We start from the raw sequence: 19788 nt of genomic DNA on the forward strand, positions 1-19788 counted from the left end.
ATGCGCGGCAATATCGCCCAACTGATGCAGCAGGCCCAGAAGATGCAGGAAAACCTGCAGAAGGCCCAGGAAGAAATCGCCAAGATCGAAGTGACCGGCAGCGCCGGTGGCGGCATGGTCAGTGTCACCCTGACCGGTGCGAAGGAGTGCCGCAAGGTGCGCATCGATCCGTCGCTGGCCAGCGATCCGGAGATGCTGGAAGACCTGATCGCCGCCGCCTTCAACGATGCGTCCAACAAGATCGACGCCGAGTCGAAGTCGAAGATGGGTTCGGCCACCGCCGGCATGCAGCTGCCGCCGGGCATGAAGATGCCGTTCTGATGTCCTGCGTGGCACCCGCACCGCCGGGTGCCACCCACCGTGCAGCGTCGAGCGTGCTCGGCTGTCCGCAATTTCCAGTCGAGCGCGCTCGGCTCTACAGAACACACCGCCGTGTCCGCACCGCTGCTTGAACAACTGATCGATGCACTGCGGGTGCTGCCTGGCGTTGGCCAGAAGACGGCACAACGCATGGCCTACCACCTGCTCGAACGCGAGCGCGAAGGTGGCAAACGCCTTGCCGGGACGCTGGCAGAGGCGGTCGAACGCATCGGTCACTGTGCGCAGTGCCGCGACTTCAGTGAAACCGAGCTGTGCCCGACCTGCGCCAATGGCAGCCGCGAGCGCAGCCAGTTGTGCGTGGTGGAATCACCGGCTGACCGCCTGGCGATCGAGAACGCCACCGGCTATCGCGGCGTCTACTTCGTGCTGCAGGGGCGGCTGTCGCCGCTGGATGGCATCGGGCCGCGCGAGCTGGGTCTGGAGCAGCTGGAACAGCGTCTGGCCGAAGCGGAAGTGCAGGAGCTGATCATCGCCACCAGCGCTACCGTCGAAGGCGAAGCCACCGCGCACTACCTCGCGCAGCTGGCGCGCGCCCGCCAGGTGCGGCCGAGTCGACTGGCCCAGGGCCTGCCCCTCGGCGGTGAGCTGGAGTACGTCGATCGCGGCACGCTGTCGCATGCGTTCGGCACCCGCAGCGAAGTGCGCGATTGAGTCGATGCCGGGCATGCCCCGGCGTTACCGGCCTACAATGCGGGAAAACCCCCGCCGAGGCCGACCATGAGCAGCGAAACCCTCTTCAGCAAGATCATCCGTCGCGAGATCCCGGCCACCATCGTCTATGAAGACGAGGACGTGCTGGCGTTCAAGGACATCGCGCCGCAGGCGCCGGTGCACGTGCTGTTCATTCCGAAGAACGAGATCATCCCGACCCTGGATGACCTGCAGCCGTCGCAGGCGCACCTGATCGGCAAGCTGGCCCTGGCCGCCGCCGAGTACGCGCGGCAGGAAGGCTTCGCGCAGGACGGCTACCGCATCGTGATGAACTGCCGCGAAGATGCCGGGCAGACCGTGTTCCATATCCACATGCATCTGCTGGCGGGCGCGCCGCTGGGTCACTTCGGCACACCGGGGCGTTGACGCAGCCGTCCACGCATGGCGTGGATAAAGTAGATCCACGCCATGCGTGGATAAAAATCGTCGCAATGCAACATCGCCCCGAGCAGACCCGCACCATGCATGGATGAAAAAAGGCCGCCCCATGGGGCGGCCTTCTGCATCATGCGTAGCGGGCCTGGACTACCACCAGCCCCAGCCGCGGTAACCGCCCCAGTACGGGCCATAGGGACCCGGGCCCCACGGTCCGTAAGGGTAGGGCACCACATCGACCTGGCGCTGTTCCGGCCACAGGTAGATCACGTCGGCCGCCAGCTTCGGCAGGCGGTAGTCGTAATCACCGATGCGGGTGTTGGCGTAGCCGTCGATCTTGCCGATGAAGGTCACGTCGCGGCCGGCTTCGAACACGGCCGGGTCGTAGAAGCCGGCGCGGCAGGCGATGAAGCGGCCGTCACTGGCATCGGAGGAGGTGGTGTTCGGGCGGCCACTGCCGTTGAGCGGGCGCGAGATGATCTGGAAGCAGGTCTCGCCCTGGCCGGGCTTGGTTTCGATGATCCGGCCACCCCAGCGCACCGGCGTGCCGACCTGCTGGGTGGCAACCGAGTCGCGCGGGGAAACCAGGCTGAATTGTCCCTGCAGCGGCTTGGGGGCCGTGGCGCAGGCCGACAGGGCCAGGGCGGCCACGGCGGTGAGGAGGAACTTGGTATTCATGGGGAGGCTCCGGAAGTCGGGCGATGCCTGCGCAGGTCCCGCAATAATGGGGCGAGCTCGGTACAAGTGCCAGCGTAGCGTGCATCAGCGAAACGCTGGCTGAGTGTGATGAGGGCCGGGTCGGGGCGCTGCGCGTGGACCCGCCGCGCCCAGTGCAGGGCGGGCTCGTGCGGTTCGCGGCCCAGCCCCAGCCGCGCATAGCGCTGCCCCAGCCGGTGCCAGGCGCGCAGCAGCGGGTCGCGCTCGCGTTCGCCACGGGCCAGCAGCCACGCCATCCACCCCAGCGCCAGCGACACCGCCATCACGAAGCCAGCCAGCAGCTGTCCCGGCTGCAGGTCGTCCAGCCCGAACGGTTGCAGGAGCTGCTGCTGGCGGCGCGCGTCGAAGGACAGCACCAGTTCGTTCCAGCCCCTGCGCATCCAGTCGCCGACCTGGCCCAGCTGCAGCCAGCGCTGCTGCAGCCCGGTATCGGCGCCGGCCTGCAGGCGGTCGTCAAGCGTGTCCAGGATGCGCTCGGGTGCCACGGCCGCTGTCGGGTCGATGCGCACCCAGCCGCGTTGCGGCAGCCACACTTCGGCCCAGGCGTGGGCGTCCATCCGCCGCAGCACCCAGTAGTCGCCGATCCGGTTGCGCGTGCCGCCGGCGAACCCGGTGACCACCCGCGCCGGAATGCCGGCATTGCGCATCAGCACCACGAAGGCAGAGCTGAAATGCTGGCAGTAGCCGGCCTTGTAGTCGAACAGGAAGGCATCGACAGGATCACGCCCGGGAGCCGGTGTCGCCAGCGTGTACGAAAAATCCGCGGTGATCCACGCCAGGGCGCGACGGACCACTGCTGCATCATCGCTTCCCGCGTCCTGCCGCCACTGGCGGGCCAGGGTTGCCGTGCGCGGGTTGAAGCCTTCCGGCAGCTGCAGCGCAGCGCGGCGCTGGTACGTCGACAGCGTGGCATCGAAGCGCTGCGGTGGGGCCGAGTGCAGGCGCCAGCGGCTCAACGCGGACAACGGGCGGTCGCTGCTCAGGCTCAGGTCGGCATCAAGCCGGCTGCCTTCCGGTGCGGCGCTGGGCAGATCCAGCGCGACCAGCTGGCGACGGTCGGTGGGCTCGTAATCGATCTGGTAGTCCCAGCCCTCCGTGCCGTGTTCCACGACGGCAGGTGGCAAACGGTCGGTACGGCGGTCGCGTCGCCAGACATGCCCGTCGAACTGCGTCAGTACCGGCCCGCGCCAGTAGCGCTGCGCCGGCGCTGGAACCGCGCCGAAGAACTGCGCCCGCAGAGCCGGGGTGTCGTCGGCCATCAGATCCAGCCACTGGTCCGGCTGCATAGTGTCCGACAGCCCCGGCGTACCGACGGCGCGTTCGGGTATGCCCCACAGCGGCGTGGCCAATCGTGGGAACAGCCAGAAGCTGGCCAACGCCAGCGGCAGGCCGATCAGCAGCAGGCGACCGACGCCACGCAACTGCGCGGACAGCGGCGGTGGCGTACTGCGGCCTTCACCCTGCGCCAGCCGCTGCAGCGCAATCAGGGCGCTGACGCCGGCGAGCATGGCGAGCACGGTGGTCAGCGGCCCCTGGTCGAGCAGGAAGGCCGCAAACGGTGAAAACAGGGCAAAGCCGAGCAGGCTGCGTGCATCGCGCAGGGTGCGCAGCTCGCTGGACTTGATCGCCAGCATCGCCGCCAACAACGCGCAGCCGGTATCCCGGCCCGGGCGCACCGCTCCCATCTGCCAGACGATGGCGGCCAGCATGCCCAGCACCAGCAGCACGCGCACCGGCATCGGCAGCACGCCGCGCTGCGACAGTGCTGCAGTGCCGACCGCTGCCATGGCGATCAACGCGGCCAATGTGGTGGGCAGCTGCAGCAGCAGTGGCAACAGGGCCAGTGCGGCGCTGGCCAGCGTCCACGTGCGGGTGTTGCGGTCCAGCAGCAGGGCAGGCTCAGTCATGGGGAAGCAACGCCAGCGCGCGCAGGCACAGATGGTGGTGGCTGGCGCCCTGGCCGGGGCCGATCGGCGGCTGCATCGGCAGCAGCAGCGTGTAGCGACGGCCTTCGCGCTCGGCGCTGTCCACCCAGCGTGCCAGCCGCGCGATGCGGGCCTCCTGGCCCAAGGGGGCCAGCGCGCGCCAGTCCAGCACCACTTCGATGCCTATCGGCTTCTCGTATTCGCGTACCAGCAGCGTGTCGCGGCGCGCGGAGTGTTTCCAGGCAATGCTGCGCGGTGGATCTCCCGCGCGATACGGACGCAGCTGATGCAGTTCCTCGCCATTGGCATGGGCGCGGGTGTGCAGGGGATCGCTGCCCTGCTGCGGCAACGGCGGCGCCTTCGCTTCGGCCAGCGGGTAGACCAGCAGGGGTTCTTCCGGCCACACCCATGACCACGCCCTGACCAGGCCCAGCGGTTGGGTGGTGGACAGGCGGATGCGCGGCAGTTCCAGCCAGCCACGGCGTTCGCTGGGCACTTCCAGCTCGGCTTCACCGCGGCCGTGTGCGGCCAGGTCGAGCCACGCCTCGCTGTCGCCCAGTTGCAGGTGCAGCCCATGGCGCGCTCGCGGGTCGCGCAGCGACAGGTCCACGCGCAGGCGCAGCGGTTGCCCGGCCGGCAGCGGTTCGGCGGAGATCGCGTCGATCTGCACGCCCGACAACTGCAGGTGCGCGGCGATGGCGCTGGCGATCGCGGCCGCTGCCAACAGCAGCGCCAGCAACAGCGCAGGGTTGTTGTTGTAGTTCAGCGCGCCCAGCAGCATCGCCACCAGCAGGCAGGCCACAAACAGGCCGAAGCGGGTCGGCAGCACGTAGATGCGCCGTCGGTCCAGCCGTTGCGGCAACGACTCCGGCATGCGCGGGCGTGCCAGCTGCAACAGTCGCCGGACATGCGATGCCATCTTCAATCGACCGCGACGGTCTGCAGGATCGCGCGTGCCAGCGTCGGCCCCGAGCTCGACTCGGCTTCACCCACCAGGCGATGGCCAGCCACCGCTACGAACAGCGTCTGCACGTCTTCGGGTACCACGTGGCCACGGCCGAGCAGCAGCGCATGTGCCTTGGCCGCGCGCAGCAGAGCCAGGCCGGCGCGCGGCGACAATCCCACGCGTACGCCGGCATGCTGGCGGCTGCGGGTCAGCAGGGCCTGCACGTAGTCCACCAGCGCGTCGCTGACATGCACCTGGCCGACCGCCTCACGCAGTGCACGTACCTGGGTGTCATCCAGCTGCGGCAGCGCGCGGGCGATCAGGTCGCGGCGATCACTGCCGCGCAGCAGCTCACGTTCCGCCTGTGCGCTGGGATAGCCCATCGCCAGCCGCAGCAGGAAACGATCCAGCTGCGAATCGGGCAGTGGGAACGTGCCCGACAGATCCACCGGGTTCTGCGTGGCGATCACGAAGAACGGATCAGGCAGGACATGAGTTTGACCGTCGAGGGTGACCTGCTGCTCGGCCATCGCTTCCAGCAGCGCGCTCTGCGTGCGCGGCGGCGCCCGGTTGATCTCGTCGGCCAGCAGCACGTGGGTGAAGACCGGCCCCGGATGGAACTGGAACTGGCGGCTGCCGGCGTCATACACCGATACGCCGAGTACGTCGGCCGGTAGCAGGTCGGAGGTGAACTGCACGCGCTGGAAGCTCAGCCCCAGGCTGCTGGCCAGGGCATGGGCCAGCGTGGTCTTGCCGAGGCCGGGCAGGTCTTCGATCAGCAGGTGACCGCCAGACAGCAGGGCCACAAACGCCAGTCGAACCTCCTGCACCTTGCCCAGCACCAGTGCATTGACCTGGTCCTGCGCATTGCGCAGGGACTGACGCAGTTGATCGGTTAGCATGCTGGGCATGGGGGACGAAGCTGTCATGGTCGTCTCAAGTTCGGTAACCGGTCGATTCTATCCATAGAGCAATGCAGGGCGAACAGCGCGCACGTACGATTTTTCTCTGGTTATGGACGCTCGTCACAGCGGCCAAGCTGGTCGTGGCCGCACGCCTGCCGTTGTTCGTCGATGAGGCGTTCTACTGGCAGGAAGGCCAGCATCTGGCTGCAGCCTATTCGGATCTGCCGGGGCTGACGGCCTGGTTGACCCGGTTGGGTGTGGAGCTTGGCGGCCAGCATGTGCTTGCGCTGCGCCTGCCGTTCCTGGCCATTGGCGCAGTGCTGCCGCTGCTGGTATCGCGCATTGCGGCGCGCTGGTTCGGCAATGTTGCGGGGTGGCAGGCCGGCAGCTTGACGCTGCTGATGCCGTTGTCGGCAACGCTGGGCCTGCTGGCCGTACCTGATGTGCCGATGGCGCTGGCAGCCGTGCTGTGCCTGGATGCTGGCGCACGCCTGCTGCGCAACGTCGACGCGTCTTCGGCGGTGAAACTGGCGTTGGGTCTGCTGATCGGCGCGCTCAGCCACTATCGCTTCATCGGTGTGATCGGCGTCGGCTTCATTGCCCTGCTGGCGCTGCCGCAGGGCCGGCGCATGCTGACCGATCCGCGCGTCTGGGTGGCCCTGGCTGTTGGCGTACTGGCATGGCTGCCGCTGCTGGCCTGGAATGCCGACAATCACGATGCCGGCCTGAAGTTCCAGGTGGTCGAGCGTCATCCGTGGGCGTTCGAGTGGCGCGGCCTGTGGTTCCTGGTGATCCAGCCGATGCTGGTCACGCCCATCCTGTGCATCGCGATGTGGAAGGTGGCGCTGGCCGGTACCCGCAGTGGCGGCGGTGCGCGCGTGCAGTGGCGCTATTTCGGCCTGGTCGGTGGTGTGTCGACGCTGGGCATCTTCGCACTGGGCTTCTTCACCGACGTCGAGCGCATCAGCTTCCATTGGCCGCTGCCGGGCTACCTGGCCCTGCTGGTGGCGGTGCCGGTGATCCTCAACGGCTGGCCGCGCTGGTTGCGGCGTACCGGCTGGTGGCTGGCCGGGCTGGGCATGGTGCTGGCCTTCGGCTATTACCTGATGGCGTCCTCGTCATCGCTGCGCGAGCAGTTGGCCGGCGACAAGTACTACCCGCGCAACTTCGCCGGCTGGCAGCCGCTGGCAGCTGCGGTCCGCGAAGAACTGCAGCAGATGCCTGAAGGCAGCCGCGTGCTGGCCGGCAACTTCAAGGTGGGCGCCGAACTGGGCTTCCAGCTGGGCCGCGGTGACATCGACGTGCTGCCGCATCCGCTCAACGACAAGCACGGCCGTACCGCGCAGCTGGCGCAATGGAACCTGGTGCATGAGGGCGAGCGCGACGTGCCGATGCTGCTGGTGCTGTCGCCCAGTGATCAGCGTTTCCGCGATCTGCTCACCCGCTATCACGCGATCTGCGAACAGGTCGGGCCGCTGCCGCCACCGCGCGTGGTCAGCAACGACCACGGATTCCAGCGTTTCCTGTTGTTCCGCCTGCCGGTGCAGCGCGCGCAGGGTCCATGCGTGGCACCCGCACTGGCCTGGCTGGACGCCCCTTCCAATGGCGACGTGGTGAGCGGCACGCTGGCGATCAAGGGCTGGGCGTTCAAGGAAGGTGTCGGCCTGTCGCGGGTGGAAGTGCTGGTGGATGGTCGCTCGATCGGCGATGCCACCTACGGGCGGGTGTTCGATATCCGCCATGCCTGGCCGCACAGCACCGATCCGCAACATCCGGCTGTCGGCTTCGATGCAACGCTCGATACCACGACGCTGGCGCCGGGAAAGCACTGGCTGGGCCTGCGCCTGCATGGTCGCGACGGCAGTGTGGAGCCGTGGCAGGAGCAGCCGTTCGTGGTGGAAAAACGCTGAGGCAGCGTGCCCCGTGTCACGGGCCGGGGTTACGGCACCGAGAATCCGGCCTGGCGCAGCAATCCGCACAATGCGATCAATGGCAGCCCGATCAGCGCCGTCGGGTCGCGGTTGTCGATGGCCTCGAACAGGCTGATGCCCAGGCCTTCGCACTTGAAGCTGCCGGCGCAGTCCAGCGGCTGCTCGATGGCCACGTAGCGGGCGATCTCCGGCGCCTGCAGCGCGCGGAAGCGCACCTGGGTCAAGTCCATTGCCGTGAAGGATTCTCCGTCGCGGGTGAGACTGATGGCCGTGTGGAAGCGCACCGTCTGCCCGGACATGGCCGCCAGCTGCGCGCACGCCGCCTCGACCCTGCCCGGCTTGCCCAGCGGCTGACCGTTCAGGTCCGCCACCTGGTCCGAGCCGATCACCCAGCTGCCGGGATGGCGGACGGCCACCTCGGCCGCCTTGGCGCTGGCCAGGCGTGCCGCCAGCGCCAGCGGGGCCTCATTGGCTTGCGGGGTCTCATCCACCTGCGGGCGTGCGCAGTCGAAGGGCAACCCCAGCCGTTCCAGCAGGTCGCGGCGGTAGCGGGAGGTGGAGGCCAGGACCAGGGCAGGCATGCGGGAATTCCGGGAGCGGGGCGCGGCAGTCTGGCCCGGCACAGCCAGCCACAGCAAGCCTTTCATGGCAGTCATTTGACACGCGACCTGCCGATCCTTAATATTCGGCGGCTTATGTCCGCGAACGTACCCGAAACGCTGGATGCCTGGCGGATGGTCGTGGCGCGAAGGCGCTTCGACGGTCAGGTCTCCCTGGCTGAATTGACTCGCCTGCAGGGGCTTGTCGCAGATACCGAAGGCGAGTGTAATTACTCGCTCGAATTCGGTCGCGACGAGATCTTGCGGGTATCCTATGTGGAACTCAGCATCGATACCGCGTTGCCGCTGACCTGTCAGCGCAGCATGCAGCGCTTCCTGCTGCCGGTGAAGATGACCCAGAGGCTTGGCCTGATCCGCGACGAAGACGAGGAATCGTCCTTGCCGGAGGAATACGAGGCGTTGCTCGTGCCGGAAGATGGCCAGCTGCGTCCGTTGGACCTGGTCGAGGACGAGCTGGTGCTGGCGGTACCGGTGGTACCCCTGTCGCCGGATGGTGAGGCAGTCGACAAGGACTGGGCACCGACCGAAGAAGAGATTGAAAAGGCCAACCCGTTTGCGGCGTTGGCGGCATTGAAGAAACAATAGCAGCCGGTTGTCGTCGGCGGCTGCGGCGAAAGTGAAAAGTGTGCTGGACGCTGGCGTCCTGTGCGACGAAACGACGAAGCAAAACGAACCGAGTTTGGAGCAATCCCATGGCTGTCCAGAAATCCCGTGTTACCCCGTCCCGTCGTGGCCAGCGTCGTTCGCATGACGCCCTGAGCGCCAAGCAGCTGTCGACCGACCCGACCACCGGCGAAGTGCATCTGCGTCACCACATCACTGCTGACGGTTTCTACCGCGGCAAGAAGGTCATCCAGACCAAGTCTTCCGCTGTCCAGGAAGACTGATGTGCCGGAAGGTCGCTGCCCGCTGGGCAGCGGCCTTCGCCTTCTTTCCCGGGCACGCCGGTGAACGGCGGCTCGTGCAACAGGAAACATGATGAGCAAGCGGATCTACTCGAGGATCGCGGGCACCGGTAGCTATTTGCCGGAAAAAGTCCTGACCAACGCCGACCTGGAAAAAATGGTCGAGACCTCGGACGAGTGGATCCAGACGCGCACCGGTATCCGTGAACGGCACATCGCTGCCGAAGGCGAAACCACCAGCGATCTCGGCTACCAGGCCGCGCTGCGTGCGATCGAAGCGGCCGGTATCGACGCGTCGCAGCTCGACATGATCGTGGTCGGCACGACCACTCCTGATCTGATCTTCCCCTCCACCGCGTGCCTGATCCAGGCCAAGCTCGGTGTGAGCGGCTGCCCCGCTTTCGACGTCAACGCGGCCTGCTCGGGCTTCGTGTTCGCGCTCAGCGTGGCTGACAAATTCATCCGTTCCGGTGATGCCCGCCATGTGCTGGTGATCGGCGCGGAAACCCTGACCCGCATCGTCGACTGGGAAGACCGCACCACCTGCGTGCTGTTCGGTGATGGCGCGGGCGCCGTCGTGCTCAAGGCCGACGAAGAAACCGGCATCCTCAGCACCCACCTGCATTCGGATGGCAGCAAGAAAGAGCTGCTGTGGAACCCGGTCGGCGTCTCGGTCGGTTTCGGTGAAGGCAACAACGGTGGCGGCACCATCAACATGAAGGGCAACGACGTGTTCAAGTACGCCGTCAAGGCGCTGGACTCGGTCGTGGACGAAACCCTGGACGCCAACGGTCTGACCAAGTCCGACCTGGACTGGCTGATCCCGCACCAGGCCAACCTGCGCATCATCGAGGCCACCGCCAAGCGGCTGGAGATGTCCATGGACCAGGTCGTGGTCACTGTCGACAAGCACGGCAATACCTCGTCCGCCTCGGTGCCGCTGGCGCTGGATGCGGCTGTGCGTTCCGGCAGGGTCGAGCGCGGCCAGCTGCTGCTGCTGGAAGCATTCGGTGGTGGCTTCACGTGGGGTTCGGCACTGCTGCGCTATTGATAGTGCGAGTTACGACAACGTGAAACCGTCGTTACGGCCCCTCTGGGGCCGTAATGCGTTAAAGGAGACTGTCATGGTTGAGCCCATCGTCATCGAAGGGCAACGCGCCTGGCTGAAGCAGTACGGCGAAGGAAGCCGAGCAGTGGCCCTGGGCCTGCTCAATTTTGTTGCCCGCCGGTTCCATCTCGATGCCCTGCGCCCGCCGCCGCACCGCGGTGGCGACGCCGCGCGCGAAACCGAGGCCCGCCGGCTGGCCGAACTGCAGGCGCAGGGGGTGAATGTTCCCGCGGTGATCGGCAGCGGCCATGCCGCGCTGGTGATCGGCGACAATGGCAGCTCGTTCAATACCTGCCTGCGCGAGGCCGACGATGCCGGCCGCGATCGCCTCGTGGCTGCAGCGATGCAGGCCATTGCCGAAGCGCACGCGCGTGGCGCCTATTTCGGCCAGCCGCTGCCGCGCAACCTCACCTGGGATGGCCAGAACGTCGGTTTCATCGACTTCGAAGAAGATCCGCTGGAAGTCATGGACCTGGCCGAGGCACAGGCGCGTGACTGGCTGATGTTCGGTTACGGCGTGGCCAAGTACTACGCCGACCGCCCCGAAAGCCTGCAGGCGATGATGGCCGAGGCGATGAACGGGGTGCAGGCACCGGTGCGTGCGCACGTGCATGCCGTCAGTGGCCGCCTGCAGCGCCTGGCGCGGGTGTGCATGAAGCTGGGGCGCTCGGCGCGTGCGCTGGCCCACTCCATTTTCATCACCCACGGCGCCACCACGCTGGGCCTGCTGATGGTGGTCGGCCTGTGCATGGACTGGTTTGCCGACGGCGAGCTGGACATCCTGCAGCTGCTCTGCTGATTGCGGACAGGGGTCAGAGCCCTTTTCCGCAGGAAAAGGGAGCCGACCCCGCCCATGATCCATACGCCGTGCATACGCGCACGTACAGACGACACGGCATGTTCCCCCTTATCATGGCCCGCTTCGATTGCAACAAGCGGATGACCGCGTGACCCTATCCACCCTCGCTTTTGTCTTCCCCGGTCAGGGCTCGCAGTCTGTGGGCATGCTGGCCGAGCTGGCCGAACTGCACCCGCAGGTGCGTGAGGCCTTCACCGAGGCATCCGATGGTGCCGGCGTCGACCTGTGGGCGTTGTCCCAGGGTGGCCCGGAGGAAATGCTCAACCGTACCGAATACACCCAGCCGGCCCTGCTGGCCGCCAGCATCGGCGCGTGGCGCGCCTGGAACGCCGTGGGCGGTCCGCGTCCGTCGGTTCTGGCTGGCCACAGCCTGGGCGAGTACACCGCCCTGGTCGCCGCTGGCGCCCTCAGCCTGCACGACGGTGCGCACCTGGTACGCCTGCGCGGCCAGCTGATGCAGGACGCCGCGCCGGCCGGTGTCGGCGCCATGGCCGCCGTGCTCGGCGCCGAAGACCAGCTGGTGCTGGACGTCTGCGCGGAAGCCGCCGGCAGCCAGGTGGTGGTTCCGGCCAACTTCAACTCGCCGGGCCAGATCGTGATCGGCGGCGACGCTGCCGCGGTCGACCGTGCGCTGGCGCTGCTGGCCGAGAAGGGCGTGCGCAAGGCGGTCAAGCTGGCCGTCAGCGTGCCCTCGCACACCCCGCTGATGCGCGAAGCCGCCAACCGCCTGGCCGAAGTGATGGCCGGCCTGTCCTGGCAGCTGCCGCAGCTGCCGGTGGTGCAGAACGTCGACGCCAAGGTGCACGACGGCGTGGACGCGATCCGCGCCGCGCTGGTGCAGCAGCTGTACCAGCCCGTGCAGTGGACCGGCTGCGTGCAGGCCCTGGCCGCCCGTGGCGTCACCCAGATCGCCGAGTGCGGTCCGGGCAAGGTGCTGACCGGCCTGGTCAAGCGCATCGACAAGGCCATCGACGGCCGTTCCCTGGCCACCCCGGGCGACTTCGAAACCGCCCGCGAGACGTGGTCGGCCTGATTGCCCCTGTTCCTGCCGACCGCGCCGGTGGCCGCTGCAAGCGGCACGGGTGCGGCGGCCGCCCCAGCCTGAGGAAAACATCATGAGCAAGCCCCTGCAGGGTGAAATCGCACTGGTTACCGGTGCCAGCCGTGGCATTGGTGCCGCCATCGCCGATCTGCTGGCCGCCCAGGGCGCCACCGTCATCGGCACCGCCACCACCGATTCCGGCGCCGCCGCGATCGGCGAGCGCCTGGCCGCCCACGGCGGTCACGGCCGTGCGCTGAACGTCACCGACGCTGCCGCGCTCGACGCCGTGCTTGACGGCATCGCCAAGGAATTCGGCCCGATCTCGATCCTGGTCAACAACGCCGGCATCACCCGCGACAACCTGCTGATGCGCATGAAGGAAGACGATTGGGCGTCGATCATCGACACCAACCTGACCAGCGTGTTCCGCACCAGCAAGGCGGTCATGCGCGGCATGATGAAGGCGCGCAAGGGCCGCATCATCAACATCGCCTCGGTGGTGGGCGTGACCGGCAACGCCGGCCAGGCCAACTACGCCGCCGCCAAGGCCGGCATCATCGGTTTCTCCAAGTCGCTGGCCAAGGAAATCGGCTCGCGCGGCGTCACCGTCAATGTGGTCGCGCCGGGCTTCATCGACACCGACATGACCAAGGCACTGCCGGAAGAGGCGCGTACCGCGCTGATCGGCGACATCGCCCTCGAACGCCTGGGTTCTCCGGAGGACATCGCCCACGCGGTGGCCTTCCTGGCCAGCCCGGCTGCCGGCTACATCACCGGCGAAACTCTCCATGTGAACGGCGGCATGTACATGCCGTAAGCAAGGGGCGCAGGGATCGCGCCGCAAGTGGTTGATCTGCGAGGATTTTTGCTGCAATGCAAGGTCACGCCGGTTTCCACTACACTATCCCACGGCCATCGCCTTTGATGGCGACCACTTTTGAACCACTACTCCATCTGGAGCGATATCCCATGAGCACCATCGAAGAACGCGTCAAGAAAATCGTCATCGAACAGCTTGGCGTCAAGGAAGAAGAAGTCACCAACAGCGCATCGTTCGTCGATGACCTGGGCGCTGACTCGCTGGACACCGTCGAGCTGGTGATGGCGCTGGAAGAAGAATTCGAGTGCGAGATCCCGGACGAAGAAGCCGAGAAGATCAGCACCGTGCAGGCTGCGATCACCTACATCACGGCCCACGTCAAGGCCTGATGCAGGACGTCAGTGCGCGCGCGGGCGTCGAGCTGGCCGCGCACGACACCCCATGGGGCCGCTGTTTGCGGCCCCGTGTGTTTGCGTACCACACCGAAGTAAACCGCGTTACCCGCAAAGAACGTTCGGGTCAGGAGAATCAGCAATGAAGCGTCGCGTCGTCGTAACCGGCCTGGGTATGGTCTCGCCGTTGGGCAATGATCTGGCCAGCAGCTGGGAAGGCATCACCCACGGTCGTTCGGGCATCGGTCCGCTGACCAACGTTTCTGATGCCTACCTGGAACGGTTTACCACCAAGATCGCAGGTGAGGTCAAAGGCTTTGACATCACCGCCGACAACGAACTGTTCGGCAAGTACCGGGTCAGCGGCAAGGATGCCAAGAAGATGGACCCGTTCATCCATTACGGCCTCGGTGCCGCCTTCATGGCCCTGCATGATTCGGGCCTGGAGATCACCGACGCCAACGCCGACCGCATTGGCGCCATCGTTGGCGCCGGCATCGGCGGCCTGCTCGGCATCGAAGAGCAGACCATCGAGTTCCACGAGGGGAAGAAGATCTCTCCCTTCTACGTGCCCAAGACCATCATCAACATGCTGCCGGGCCAGCTGAGCATCATCAGCGGCCTGAAGGGCCCGTCGTTCTCGGCGGTCTCGGCGTGCGCCACCTCCAACCATTCCATCGGCACCGCCATGCGCATGATCCAGTACGGCGATGCGGACGTGATGGTGGCCGGCGGTGCCGAACGCGGTTCCTCGCCGACGGCGCTGGGCGGCTTCTGCGCGATGAAGGCGATGAGCACCCGCAACGACGCCCCGGAACAGGCCTCGCGCCCGTGGGACAAGGACCGTGACGGCTTCGTGCTGGGCGACGGCGCCGGCATCCTGATCCTGGAAGAGTACGAGCACGCCAAGGCCCGTGGCGCGAAGATCTACTGCGAGCTGGCCGGTTTCGGCGCCAGCTCCGACGCGTACCACATGACCGCGCCGAGCGAGAACGGCGAAGGCGCTGCGCGCTGCATGGCCATGGCCATGAAGGATGCGGGTGTCACCCCGGAGCAGGTCGGCTACCTCAACGCACATGGCACCTCGACCCCGCTGGGCGACCTCGGCGAGACCATGGCGATGAAGACCGCCTTCGGCGACCACGCCTACAAGATGATGGTCAGCTCCACCAAGTCGATGACCGGCCACCTGCTCGGCGCTGCCGGCGGCGTGGAAGCGATCTTCTCGGTGCTGGCAATGCGCGACAACGTGATTCCGCCGACCATCAACCTGCAGCAGCCGGGCGAAGGCTGCGATCTGGACTACGTGCCCAACGAAGCACGCCAGGCCAAGGTCGACGTGGTGATGTCCAATGGCTTCGGCTTCGGCGGCACCAACGGCACGCTGATCTTCAAGCGCGTCTGATCGCACCGGCAGCGTCGAGCCAGGCTCGACTCCGCCAACCACGAGGCCGCCGCAAGGCGGCTTCCGTGTATCCGTCTCCCGAACTGGCCGCCATGACCCACGCCCCGCTGATCCATCCGCTGCCACACCCGATCGACCTGCTGGCCCTGCAGCAGCGCGACCCGGCGCGTTTCCCGCTGCTGATGGAGTCCACCGCCTCGGGTACCGCCCAGGGCCGCTGGAGCCTGCTGCTGGCCGCGCAGGGTGACACCCTGCAGCTGGACGCCGATGGCCAGGTGCGCGACCAGCACGGTGCGGTGCAGCCCGGCAGTTTCCTGCAAGCGCTGGACCGCGCATGGCAGGCGCAGCGGCTGCCGCACGACGGCGGCCACGCGCTGCCGTTCCGGGGTGGCTGGGCGCTGATGCTGGACTACGAAGTGGCCAGCCAGGTCGAACCGGTGCTGCCGGCGCGCGCGCGCGATGACGGTCACCCGACCGCGCTCGCCCTGCGCTGCCCGGCCGCCGTGCTGCATGACCACCAGACCGACACCAGCTTCCTCATTGCCGAAGCGGGCGAGCAGGCGCTGCTGGACACGCTGGTCGCCTTGGTGGCCGGCGAACTGCCGCAGGCCGGGCAGGGCTGGCAACCGCCGCAATCGGTCAGCGAAGACGAGCCGCAGCGCTTCACCGATGGCGTGCGCCGGGTGATCGAGTACCTGCGCGCCGGCGATGTGTTCCAGGTGAACCTGTCGCGGCGCTGGAGCGCGCAGTTCGCCACGGCGGTCAGTCCGCAGGCGCTGTACGCGCAGCTGCGACGCGCCAATCCGGCGCCGTTTGCCGGCCTGTTCAGTGCGCATGGCCGGCATGTGGTCAGCTCGTCGCCGGAACGGCTGGTCTCGGTGCACGGCGGCCACGCGCAGACCCGCCCGATCGCCGGCACCCGCCCGCGCTTCGAGGGCGACGACGATGCCGCACGCATCCAGGAGCTGGTCGGCCATCCCAAGGAGCGCGCCGAGCACGTGATGCTGATCGACCTGGAGCGCAACGACCTGGGCCGCATCTGCCTGCCCGGCACGGTCGTCGTGGACGAGCTGATGACCGTGGAAAGCTACGCGCACGTGCACCACATCGTCAGCAACGTCAGCGGCCATCTGCGCGCGGACGTGACCCCGGGCGAAGTGATCGCTGCCACCTTCCCTGGGGGCACCATCACCGGCTGTCCAAAGGTGCGCTGCATGCAGATCATCAGCGAGCTGGAGCAGGTGCCGCGCGGCGCGTACACCGGTGCGTTCGGCTGGCTGAACCGCGATGGCGACCTAGACCTGAACATCCTGATCCGTACCGCCGAAGTGGATGGCAACGAGGTCAGCTTCCGTACCGGTGCCGGCATCGTGGTCGACTCGGACCCGGACAAGGAGCTGGACGAAACCCGGGCCAAGGCGCGTGGCCTGCTGCGGGCGCTTGGGCAGCAGGGTTGATCGATTGCCGCCGCCGGGCATGGCCCGGCGCTACCGGGCCTGGTGGGAGCGGACCGTCGGTCGGCATGGATGCTTCCATGGTCGTTCATCCACGCATGGCGTGGATCTACGGGGTATCGCTCTTGGTGGGTGCCGACCGTTGGTCGGCACGGGTGTGTGGCCCCGGTCATGACCCCACACCGGCGGCACGGTATCCTGCACGACGGAATCGAGTTCAGAGGTAGTCCATGGCGGGAGCCAAGCGCGGGTGTCTGTGGGTGGTAACGCTGCTGCTGGTGCTGGTCGCCATCGTGGCCGGCGCGGGCGCGTGGTTCTTCTACAACCAGAGCCAGTTTGCCGACGTACCGTTGACCCCCAGTGCGGACAGCGTGGTCATCGCCAGCGGCGATGGCATGAACAGCGTGCTGCGCAAGCTGCGCGAGGCCGGCGTGGACGAGGGCCAGGACACCCAGTGGCAACTGCTGGCGCGCCAGCTGGACGCCGCCGGCAAGCTGAAGGTGGGCGAGTACGCGCTGAGCAGGGACCTGACCCCGCGCGAGCTGCTGTTGCGCATGCGCGCCGGCAAGGTGCTGCAGCACCGCGTCACCATCATCGAAGGCTGGAACATCCGCCAGCTGCGCGCCGCGCTCAAGCGTGCCGATCCGCTGCTGCACACCACCGACACCCTCGATGACGCCGCGCTGATGGATCGCCTCGGTTTCGCCGGCCAGCATCCGGAAGGCCGCTTCCTGCCGGAGACCTACGTCTACCAGCGCGGCGACAGCGACCTGGACGTGCTCAAGCGTGCCCACGGCGCGATGGAGAAGGCGCTGGACGACGCCTGGGAAAGCCGCGCCCCGGATCTGCCGATCAATACGCCGTACGAGCTGCTGACGCTGGCGTCGATCATCGAAAAGGAAACCGCGCTGGCCAGCGAGCGGCCGCAGATTGCCGGCGTATTCATGCGCCGCCTGAAGATCGGCATGCGCCTGCAGACCGATCCCACCGTGATCTACGGCATCGGTGCGGCGTACGACGGCAACATCCGCCGCCGTGACCTGACCACCGATACGCCCTACAACACCTACACCCGGTCTGGCCTGACCCCGACCCCGATCGCCATGCCCAGCCGCGATGCGTTGATGGCCGCTGCACAACCGGCACCGGGCGATGCGCTGTACTTCGTCGCCGTGGGCGATGGCAGCGGCGCACACGTGTTCTCGCCCAGCCTGGACAAACACAACGCCGCCGTAGCCCGCTACCTGCAGCAGCTGCGCCAGCAACGCACCCAGGAGACCCCGGCGCAATGAGTTCCGCGCTGCTTCGCCATCCCCGTTTCGTCAGCCTGGAAGGCGGCGAGGGCGCGGGCAAGACCACGGCCATCAACGCCATCCGCGAGTGCCTGCGCCGCCACGGCCATGAGGTCGTACTGACCCGCGAACCCGGTGGTACGCCGCTGGCCGAACGCATCCGCGGCCTGGTGCTGAAGCCCGATGCCGAGATCGCTGCCGAACCGCTCAGTGCCGAGGCCGAACTGCTGCTGGTGTTCGCCGCACGTGCGCAGCATGTGCGCCAGGTGATCCAGCCGGCTTTGCAGCGCGGCGCCTACGTGCTCAGCGATCGCTTCACCGATTCCAGCTACGCCTACCAGGGCGGTGGCCGCGGCCTCGACCCGCAGTGGATCGCAGACCTGGAACGCCGCGCCGTCGGCCTGCTGCCCGGTTTGACCTTGCTGCTGGATGTGGACGTGGCCGTTGGCCGCGCGCGTGCCAATGGCCGCGATCTGTGGCCGGACCGCATCGAAAGCGAGCAGGACGATTTCTTCCAGCGCGTGCGCGAGGTGTTCCGCAGTCGCGCACAGCAGGACCCGCAGCGCTTCGCGCTGGTCGATGCCGGCCAGGTGCAGGAACGCGTAGCGGCTGATGTGGTCGCGCGTGTCGAGCGCTGGCTGCAGCAAGGGCAGGGCGCATGAGTACGTTTTCGCCCTGGCAGCAGCGCGCGTTCGACCAGACCGTGGCCGCGTTGGATGCGGATCGGCTGGGCCACGGCCTGCTGATCTGTGGCCCGGCCGGGCTGGGCAAGCGTGAAGTGGCGCTCGCGCTGGCCGACCATGTGCTGGCACGTGGTGATGCCGCGCACGCCACCCGCACGCGGCAGCTGATTGCCGCCGGCACCCATCCCGACCTGCAGCTGATCAGCTTCATTCCGAACAAGAGCGGCGACAAGCTGCGCACCGAGATTGTGATCGAGCAGGTGCGCGAGATCACCAACAAGCTGGCGCTGACCCCGCAGTACGGCGTGGCGCAGGTGGTGATCGTCGACCCGGCCGATGCCATCAACCGCTCGGCCGCCAATGCGCTGCTGAAGACCCTGGAAGAACCGCAACCCGGGCGCTACCTGTGGTTGATCAGCAGCGACCCGGCGCGCCTGCCGCAGACCGTACGCAGCCGCTGCCAGCGCCTGGAATTCAAGCTGCCGCCGCGCGAGGAAGCACTGGCCTGGCTGCAGCAGCAGGGCCACAGTGAAGCGGCCGCGCGTGAGGCACTGGATGCAGCACGCGGCCATCCCGGGCAGGCTGATAACTGGCTGCGCGAAGATGGCCTGAGCCTGCGTCGTGACGTCGGCCGCGAGCTGGAACAGCTGGCCGCCGGCAAGACCGGTGCGGTGGAACTGGCGCAGAAGTGGTGCGCCGATGACAACGCGGCGCTGCGCCTGCGCTTCGCCGCCGACTTGGCGCTGGCCCAGGCCAGCACCGATGCCTTGACCACGCCGGAGCGATTGCACAAGCTTGCAGCCTGGTTCGATGCGGCCAACCGCACCCGCGACCTGCTGCGCACCACGGTGCGCGCAGACCTTGCGGTGGTCGAGTTGCTGCTGGCCTGGAACAAGGTGAACGAGCGGCCTGCCGCAAGGGGAAATCGATGAGTGCCAGCAACGCCCGCCAGGGCATCCTGTCCCTGGCTGTGAAGGACAAGGCCGCGCTGTACAGCGCGTACATGCCGTTCGTGAAGAATGGCGGCATCTTCGTGCCCACGCCCAAGCGTTATTTCCTGGGCGACGAGGTGTTCCTGCTGCTGACCTTGCCCGATTCCAGCGAGCGCCTGCCGGTGGCCGGCAAGGTGATCTGGGTGACGCCCGCTGGCGCGCAGGGCAACCGCGCGGCCGGCATCGGCGTGCAGCTGGCAGACGGGCAGGAAGGCGAGACCGTACGGCACAAGATCGAGACGATCCTGGCCGGCCTGACCGGTTCGGACAAGCCGACGCATACGATGTGATGTGGGCGGATTGCCCCTCCCGGTAGAGCCAGGCC

22 protein-coding genes are annotated in these 19788 nt (G+C 67.4%); 17 read left to right on the forward strand and 5 right to left on the reverse strand.

The window, feature by feature from the left end; genetic code table 11:
* From CR919_RS05730 to CR919_RS05740, 3 genes are all read left to right on the forward strand, one after another.
* Complete coding sequence (locus tag CR919_RS05730) at window positions 1-321, forward strand: YbaB/EbfC family nucleoid-associated protein (RefSeq protein WP_025879376.1); 321 nt, start codon at window positions 1-3, stop codon at window positions 319-321.
* Window positions 322-432: 111 nt separating this feature from the next.
* The gene (gene recR / locus CR919_RS05735; protein WP_089239142.1) at window positions 433-1032 is read left to right on the forward strand and encodes a recombination mediator RecR; all 600 of its coding nucleotides are present in this window, start codon (window positions 433-435) and stop codon (window positions 1030-1032) included.
* Between the two features lie 66 nt (window positions 1033-1098).
* Window positions 1099-1458 (forward strand): histidine triad nucleotide-binding protein, encoded by a 360-nt coding sequence (locus CR919_RS05740; protein ID WP_089239144.1) that lies wholly within the window; start codon window positions 1099-1101, stop codon window positions 1456-1458.
* 159 nt (window positions 1459-1617) lie between these two features.
* Here CR919_RS05740 and CR919_RS05745 read toward each other — a convergent pair whose 3' ends face one another.
* From CR919_RS05745 to CR919_RS05760, 4 genes are read right to left on the reverse strand one after another with little or no spacing between them, the layout of a single operon-like run.
* Complete coding sequence (locus tag CR919_RS05745; RefSeq protein WP_089239146.1) at window positions 1618-2145, reverse strand: Slp family lipoprotein; 528 nt, start codon at window positions 2143-2145, stop codon at window positions 1618-1620.
* Entirely contained in the window at window positions 2142-4091 is a 1950-nt protein-coding gene (locus CR919_RS05750; protein ID WP_099819195.1) for a DUF3488 and transglutaminase-like domain-containing protein, read from the reverse strand. Before CR919_RS05750 ends, CR919_RS05745 begins: the two co-directional genes overlap by 4 nt.
* Window positions 4084-5028 (reverse strand): DUF58 domain-containing protein, encoded by a 945-nt coding sequence (locus CR919_RS05755; protein WP_099819196.1) that lies wholly within the window; start codon window positions 5026-5028, stop codon window positions 4084-4086. Before CR919_RS05755 ends, CR919_RS05750 begins: the two co-directional genes overlap by 8 nt.
* Before the next feature lie 2 nt (window positions 5029-5030).
* Window positions 5031-5984, reverse strand: coding sequence for a MoxR family ATPase (locus CR919_RS05760; protein WP_099819197.1), 954 nt, complete (start codon window positions 5982-5984; stop codon window positions 5031-5033).
* Between the two features lie 44 nt (window positions 5985-6028).
* On the opposite strand from CR919_RS05760, the gene CR919_RS05765 reads away from it, so the two are divergent.
* Complete coding sequence (locus tag CR919_RS05765; RefSeq protein ID WP_099819198.1) at window positions 6029-7870, forward strand: glycosyltransferase family 39 protein; 1842 nt, start codon at window positions 6029-6031, stop codon at window positions 7868-7870.
* 29 nt (window positions 7871-7899) lie between these two features.
* Here the strand turns inward: CR919_RS05765 and CR919_RS05770 are convergent, their stop codons facing one another.
* The gene (locus CR919_RS05770) at window positions 7900-8472 is read right to left on the reverse strand and encodes a Maf family nucleotide pyrophosphatase (protein WP_099819386.1); all 573 of its coding nucleotides are present in this window, start codon (window positions 8470-8472) and stop codon (window positions 7900-7902) included.
* A gap of 114 nt (window positions 8473-8586) precedes the next feature.
* Between CR919_RS05770 and CR919_RS05775 the strand changes: the two genes are divergently transcribed.
* The 13 genes from CR919_RS05775 (at window position 8587) to CR919_RS05835 (ending at window position 19753) form a co-directional block, all read left to right on the forward strand.
* Entirely contained in the window at window positions 8587-9096 is a 510-nt protein-coding gene (locus tag CR919_RS05775) for a YceD family protein (protein WP_099819199.1), read from the forward strand.
* Between the two features lie 107 nt (window positions 9097-9203).
* Window positions 9204-9398, forward strand: coding sequence for a 50S ribosomal protein L32 (rpmF, locus tag CR919_RS05780; protein ID WP_025879386.1), 195 nt, complete (start codon window positions 9204-9206; stop codon window positions 9396-9398).
* A gap of 91 nt (window positions 9399-9489) precedes the next feature.
* Window positions 9490-10467 (forward strand): beta-ketoacyl-ACP synthase III, encoded by a 978-nt coding sequence (locus CR919_RS05785; protein ID WP_099819200.1) that lies wholly within the window; start codon window positions 9490-9492, stop codon window positions 10465-10467.
* A 73-nt stretch (window positions 10468-10540) separates the two neighbouring features.
* Complete coding sequence (locus tag CR919_RS05790) at window positions 10541-11323, forward strand: hypothetical protein (protein WP_032977357.1); 783 nt, start codon at window positions 10541-10543, stop codon at window positions 11321-11323.
* 148 nt (window positions 11324-11471) lie between these two features.
* Window positions 11472-12416, forward strand: coding sequence for an ACP S-malonyltransferase (gene fabD / locus CR919_RS05795; protein ID WP_099819201.1), 945 nt, complete (start codon window positions 11472-11474; stop codon window positions 12414-12416).
* A gap of 82 nt (window positions 12417-12498) precedes the next feature.
* Window positions 12499-13242 carry a 3-oxoacyl-ACP reductase FabG gene (gene fabG / locus CR919_RS05800; protein WP_025874078.1) on the forward strand — a complete coding sequence of 248 codons (744 nt, stop codon included), beginning with the start codon at window positions 12499-12501 and terminating at the stop codon, window positions 13240-13242.
* Window positions 13243-13394: 152 nt separating this feature from the next.
* Window positions 13395-13634, forward strand: coding sequence for an acyl carrier protein (gene acpP / locus CR919_RS05805; protein ID WP_025874077.1), 240 nt, complete (start codon window positions 13395-13397; stop codon window positions 13632-13634).
* A 145-nt stretch (window positions 13635-13779) separates the two neighbouring features.
* Window positions 13780-15042 carry a beta-ketoacyl-ACP synthase II gene (gene fabF, locus CR919_RS05810; protein WP_099819202.1) on the forward strand — a complete coding sequence of 421 codons (1263 nt, stop codon included), beginning with the start codon at window positions 13780-13782 and terminating at the stop codon, window positions 15040-15042.
* Between the two features lie 92 nt (window positions 15043-15134).
* Entirely contained in the window at window positions 15135-16499 is a 1365-nt protein-coding gene (locus CR919_RS05815; RefSeq protein ID WP_099819203.1) for an aminodeoxychorismate synthase component I, read from the forward strand.
* Window positions 16500-16726: 227 nt separating this feature from the next.
* Complete coding sequence (gene mltG, locus CR919_RS05820) at window positions 16727-17788, forward strand: endolytic transglycosylase MltG (RefSeq protein WP_099819204.1); 1062 nt, start codon at window positions 16727-16729, stop codon at window positions 17786-17788.
* Entirely contained in the window at window positions 17785-18450 is a 666-nt protein-coding gene (tmk, locus tag CR919_RS05825) for a dTMP kinase (protein WP_099819205.1), read from the forward strand. Before mltG ends, tmk begins: the two co-directional genes overlap by 4 nt.
* Window positions 18447-19403 (forward strand): DNA polymerase III subunit delta', encoded by a 957-nt coding sequence (locus tag CR919_RS05830; protein ID WP_099819206.1) that lies wholly within the window; start codon window positions 18447-18449, stop codon window positions 19401-19403. The genes tmk and CR919_RS05830 overlap by 4 nt, the downstream gene beginning before the upstream one ends.
* A complete protein-coding gene (locus CR919_RS05835; protein WP_099819207.1) occupies window positions 19400-19753 on the forward strand; it encodes a PilZ domain-containing protein in 354 nt (117 codons plus the stop codon). Before CR919_RS05830 ends, CR919_RS05835 begins: the two co-directional genes overlap by 4 nt.
* Window positions 19754-19788: the final 35 nt, after the last annotated feature.

It is taken from the genome of Stenotrophomonas sp. LMG 10879 (assembly GCF_002750935.1).
Classification (GTDB): Bacteria; Pseudomonadota; Gammaproteobacteria; order Xanthomonadales; family Xanthomonadaceae; genus Stenotrophomonas; species Stenotrophomonas lactitubi_B.

Coding starts and splice junctions, on each gene's coding strand:
- CR919_RS05730 (WP_025879376.1), top strand. CDS start 1: ATGCGCGGCAATATCGCCCAACTGATGCAGCAGGCCCAGAAGATGCAG.
- CR919_RS05740 (WP_089239144.1), top strand. CDS start 1,099: ATGAGCAGCGAAACCCTCTTCAGCAAGATCATCCGTCGCGAGATCCCG.
- CR919_RS05745 (WP_089239146.1), bottom strand. CDS start 2,145: ATGAATACCAAGTTCCTCCTCACCGCCGTGGCCGCCCTGGCCCTGTCG.
- CR919_RS05750 (WP_099819195.1), bottom strand. CDS start 4,091: ATGACTGAGCCTGCCCTGCTGCTGGACCGCAACACCCGCACGTGGACG.
- CR919_RS05755 (WP_099819196.1), bottom strand. CDS start 5,028: ATGGCATCGCATGTCCGGCGACTGTTGCAGCTGGCACGCCCGCGCATG.
- CR919_RS05760 (WP_099819197.1), bottom strand. CDS start 5,984: ATGACAGCTTCGTCCCCCATGCCCAGCATGCTAACCGATCAACTGCGT.
- CR919_RS05765 (WP_099819198.1), top strand. CDS start 6,029: ATGCAGGGCGAACAGCGCGCACGTACGATTTTTCTCTGGTTATGGACG.
- CR919_RS05770 (WP_099819386.1), bottom strand. CDS start 8,472: ATGCCTGCCCTGGTCCTGGCCTCCACCTCCCGCTACCGCCGCGACCTG.
- CR919_RS05775 (WP_099819199.1), top strand. CDS start 8,587: ATGTCCGCGAACGTACCCGAAACGCTGGATGCCTGGCGGATGGTCGTG.
- rpmF (WP_025879386.1), top strand. CDS start 9,204: ATGGCTGTCCAGAAATCCCGTGTTACCCCGTCCCGTCGTGGCCAGCGT.
- CR919_RS05785 (WP_099819200.1), top strand. CDS start 9,490: ATGAGCAAGCGGATCTACTCGAGGATCGCGGGCACCGGTAGCTATTTG.
- CR919_RS05790 (WP_032977357.1), top strand. CDS start 10,541: ATGGTTGAGCCCATCGTCATCGAAGGGCAACGCGCCTGGCTGAAGCAG.
- fabG (WP_025874078.1), top strand. CDS start 12,499: ATGAGCAAGCCCCTGCAGGGTGAAATCGCACTGGTTACCGGTGCCAGC.
- acpP (WP_025874077.1), top strand. CDS start 13,395: ATGAGCACCATCGAAGAACGCGTCAAGAAAATCGTCATCGAACAGCTT.
- fabF (WP_099819202.1), top strand. CDS start 13,780: ATGAAGCGTCGCGTCGTCGTAACCGGCCTGGGTATGGTCTCGCCGTTG.
- CR919_RS05815 (WP_099819203.1), top strand. CDS start 15,135: ATGACCCACGCCCCGCTGATCCATCCGCTGCCACACCCGATCGACCTG.
- mltG (WP_099819204.1), top strand. CDS start 16,727: ATGGCGGGAGCCAAGCGCGGGTGTCTGTGGGTGGTAACGCTGCTGCTG.
- tmk (WP_099819205.1), top strand. CDS start 17,785: ATGAGTTCCGCGCTGCTTCGCCATCCCCGTTTCGTCAGCCTGGAAGGC.
- CR919_RS05830 (WP_099819206.1), top strand. CDS start 18,447: ATGAGTACGTTTTCGCCCTGGCAGCAGCGCGCGTTCGACCAGACCGTG.
- CR919_RS05835 (WP_099819207.1), top strand. CDS start 19,400: ATGAGTGCCAGCAACGCCCGCCAGGGCATCCTGTCCCTGGCTGTGAAG.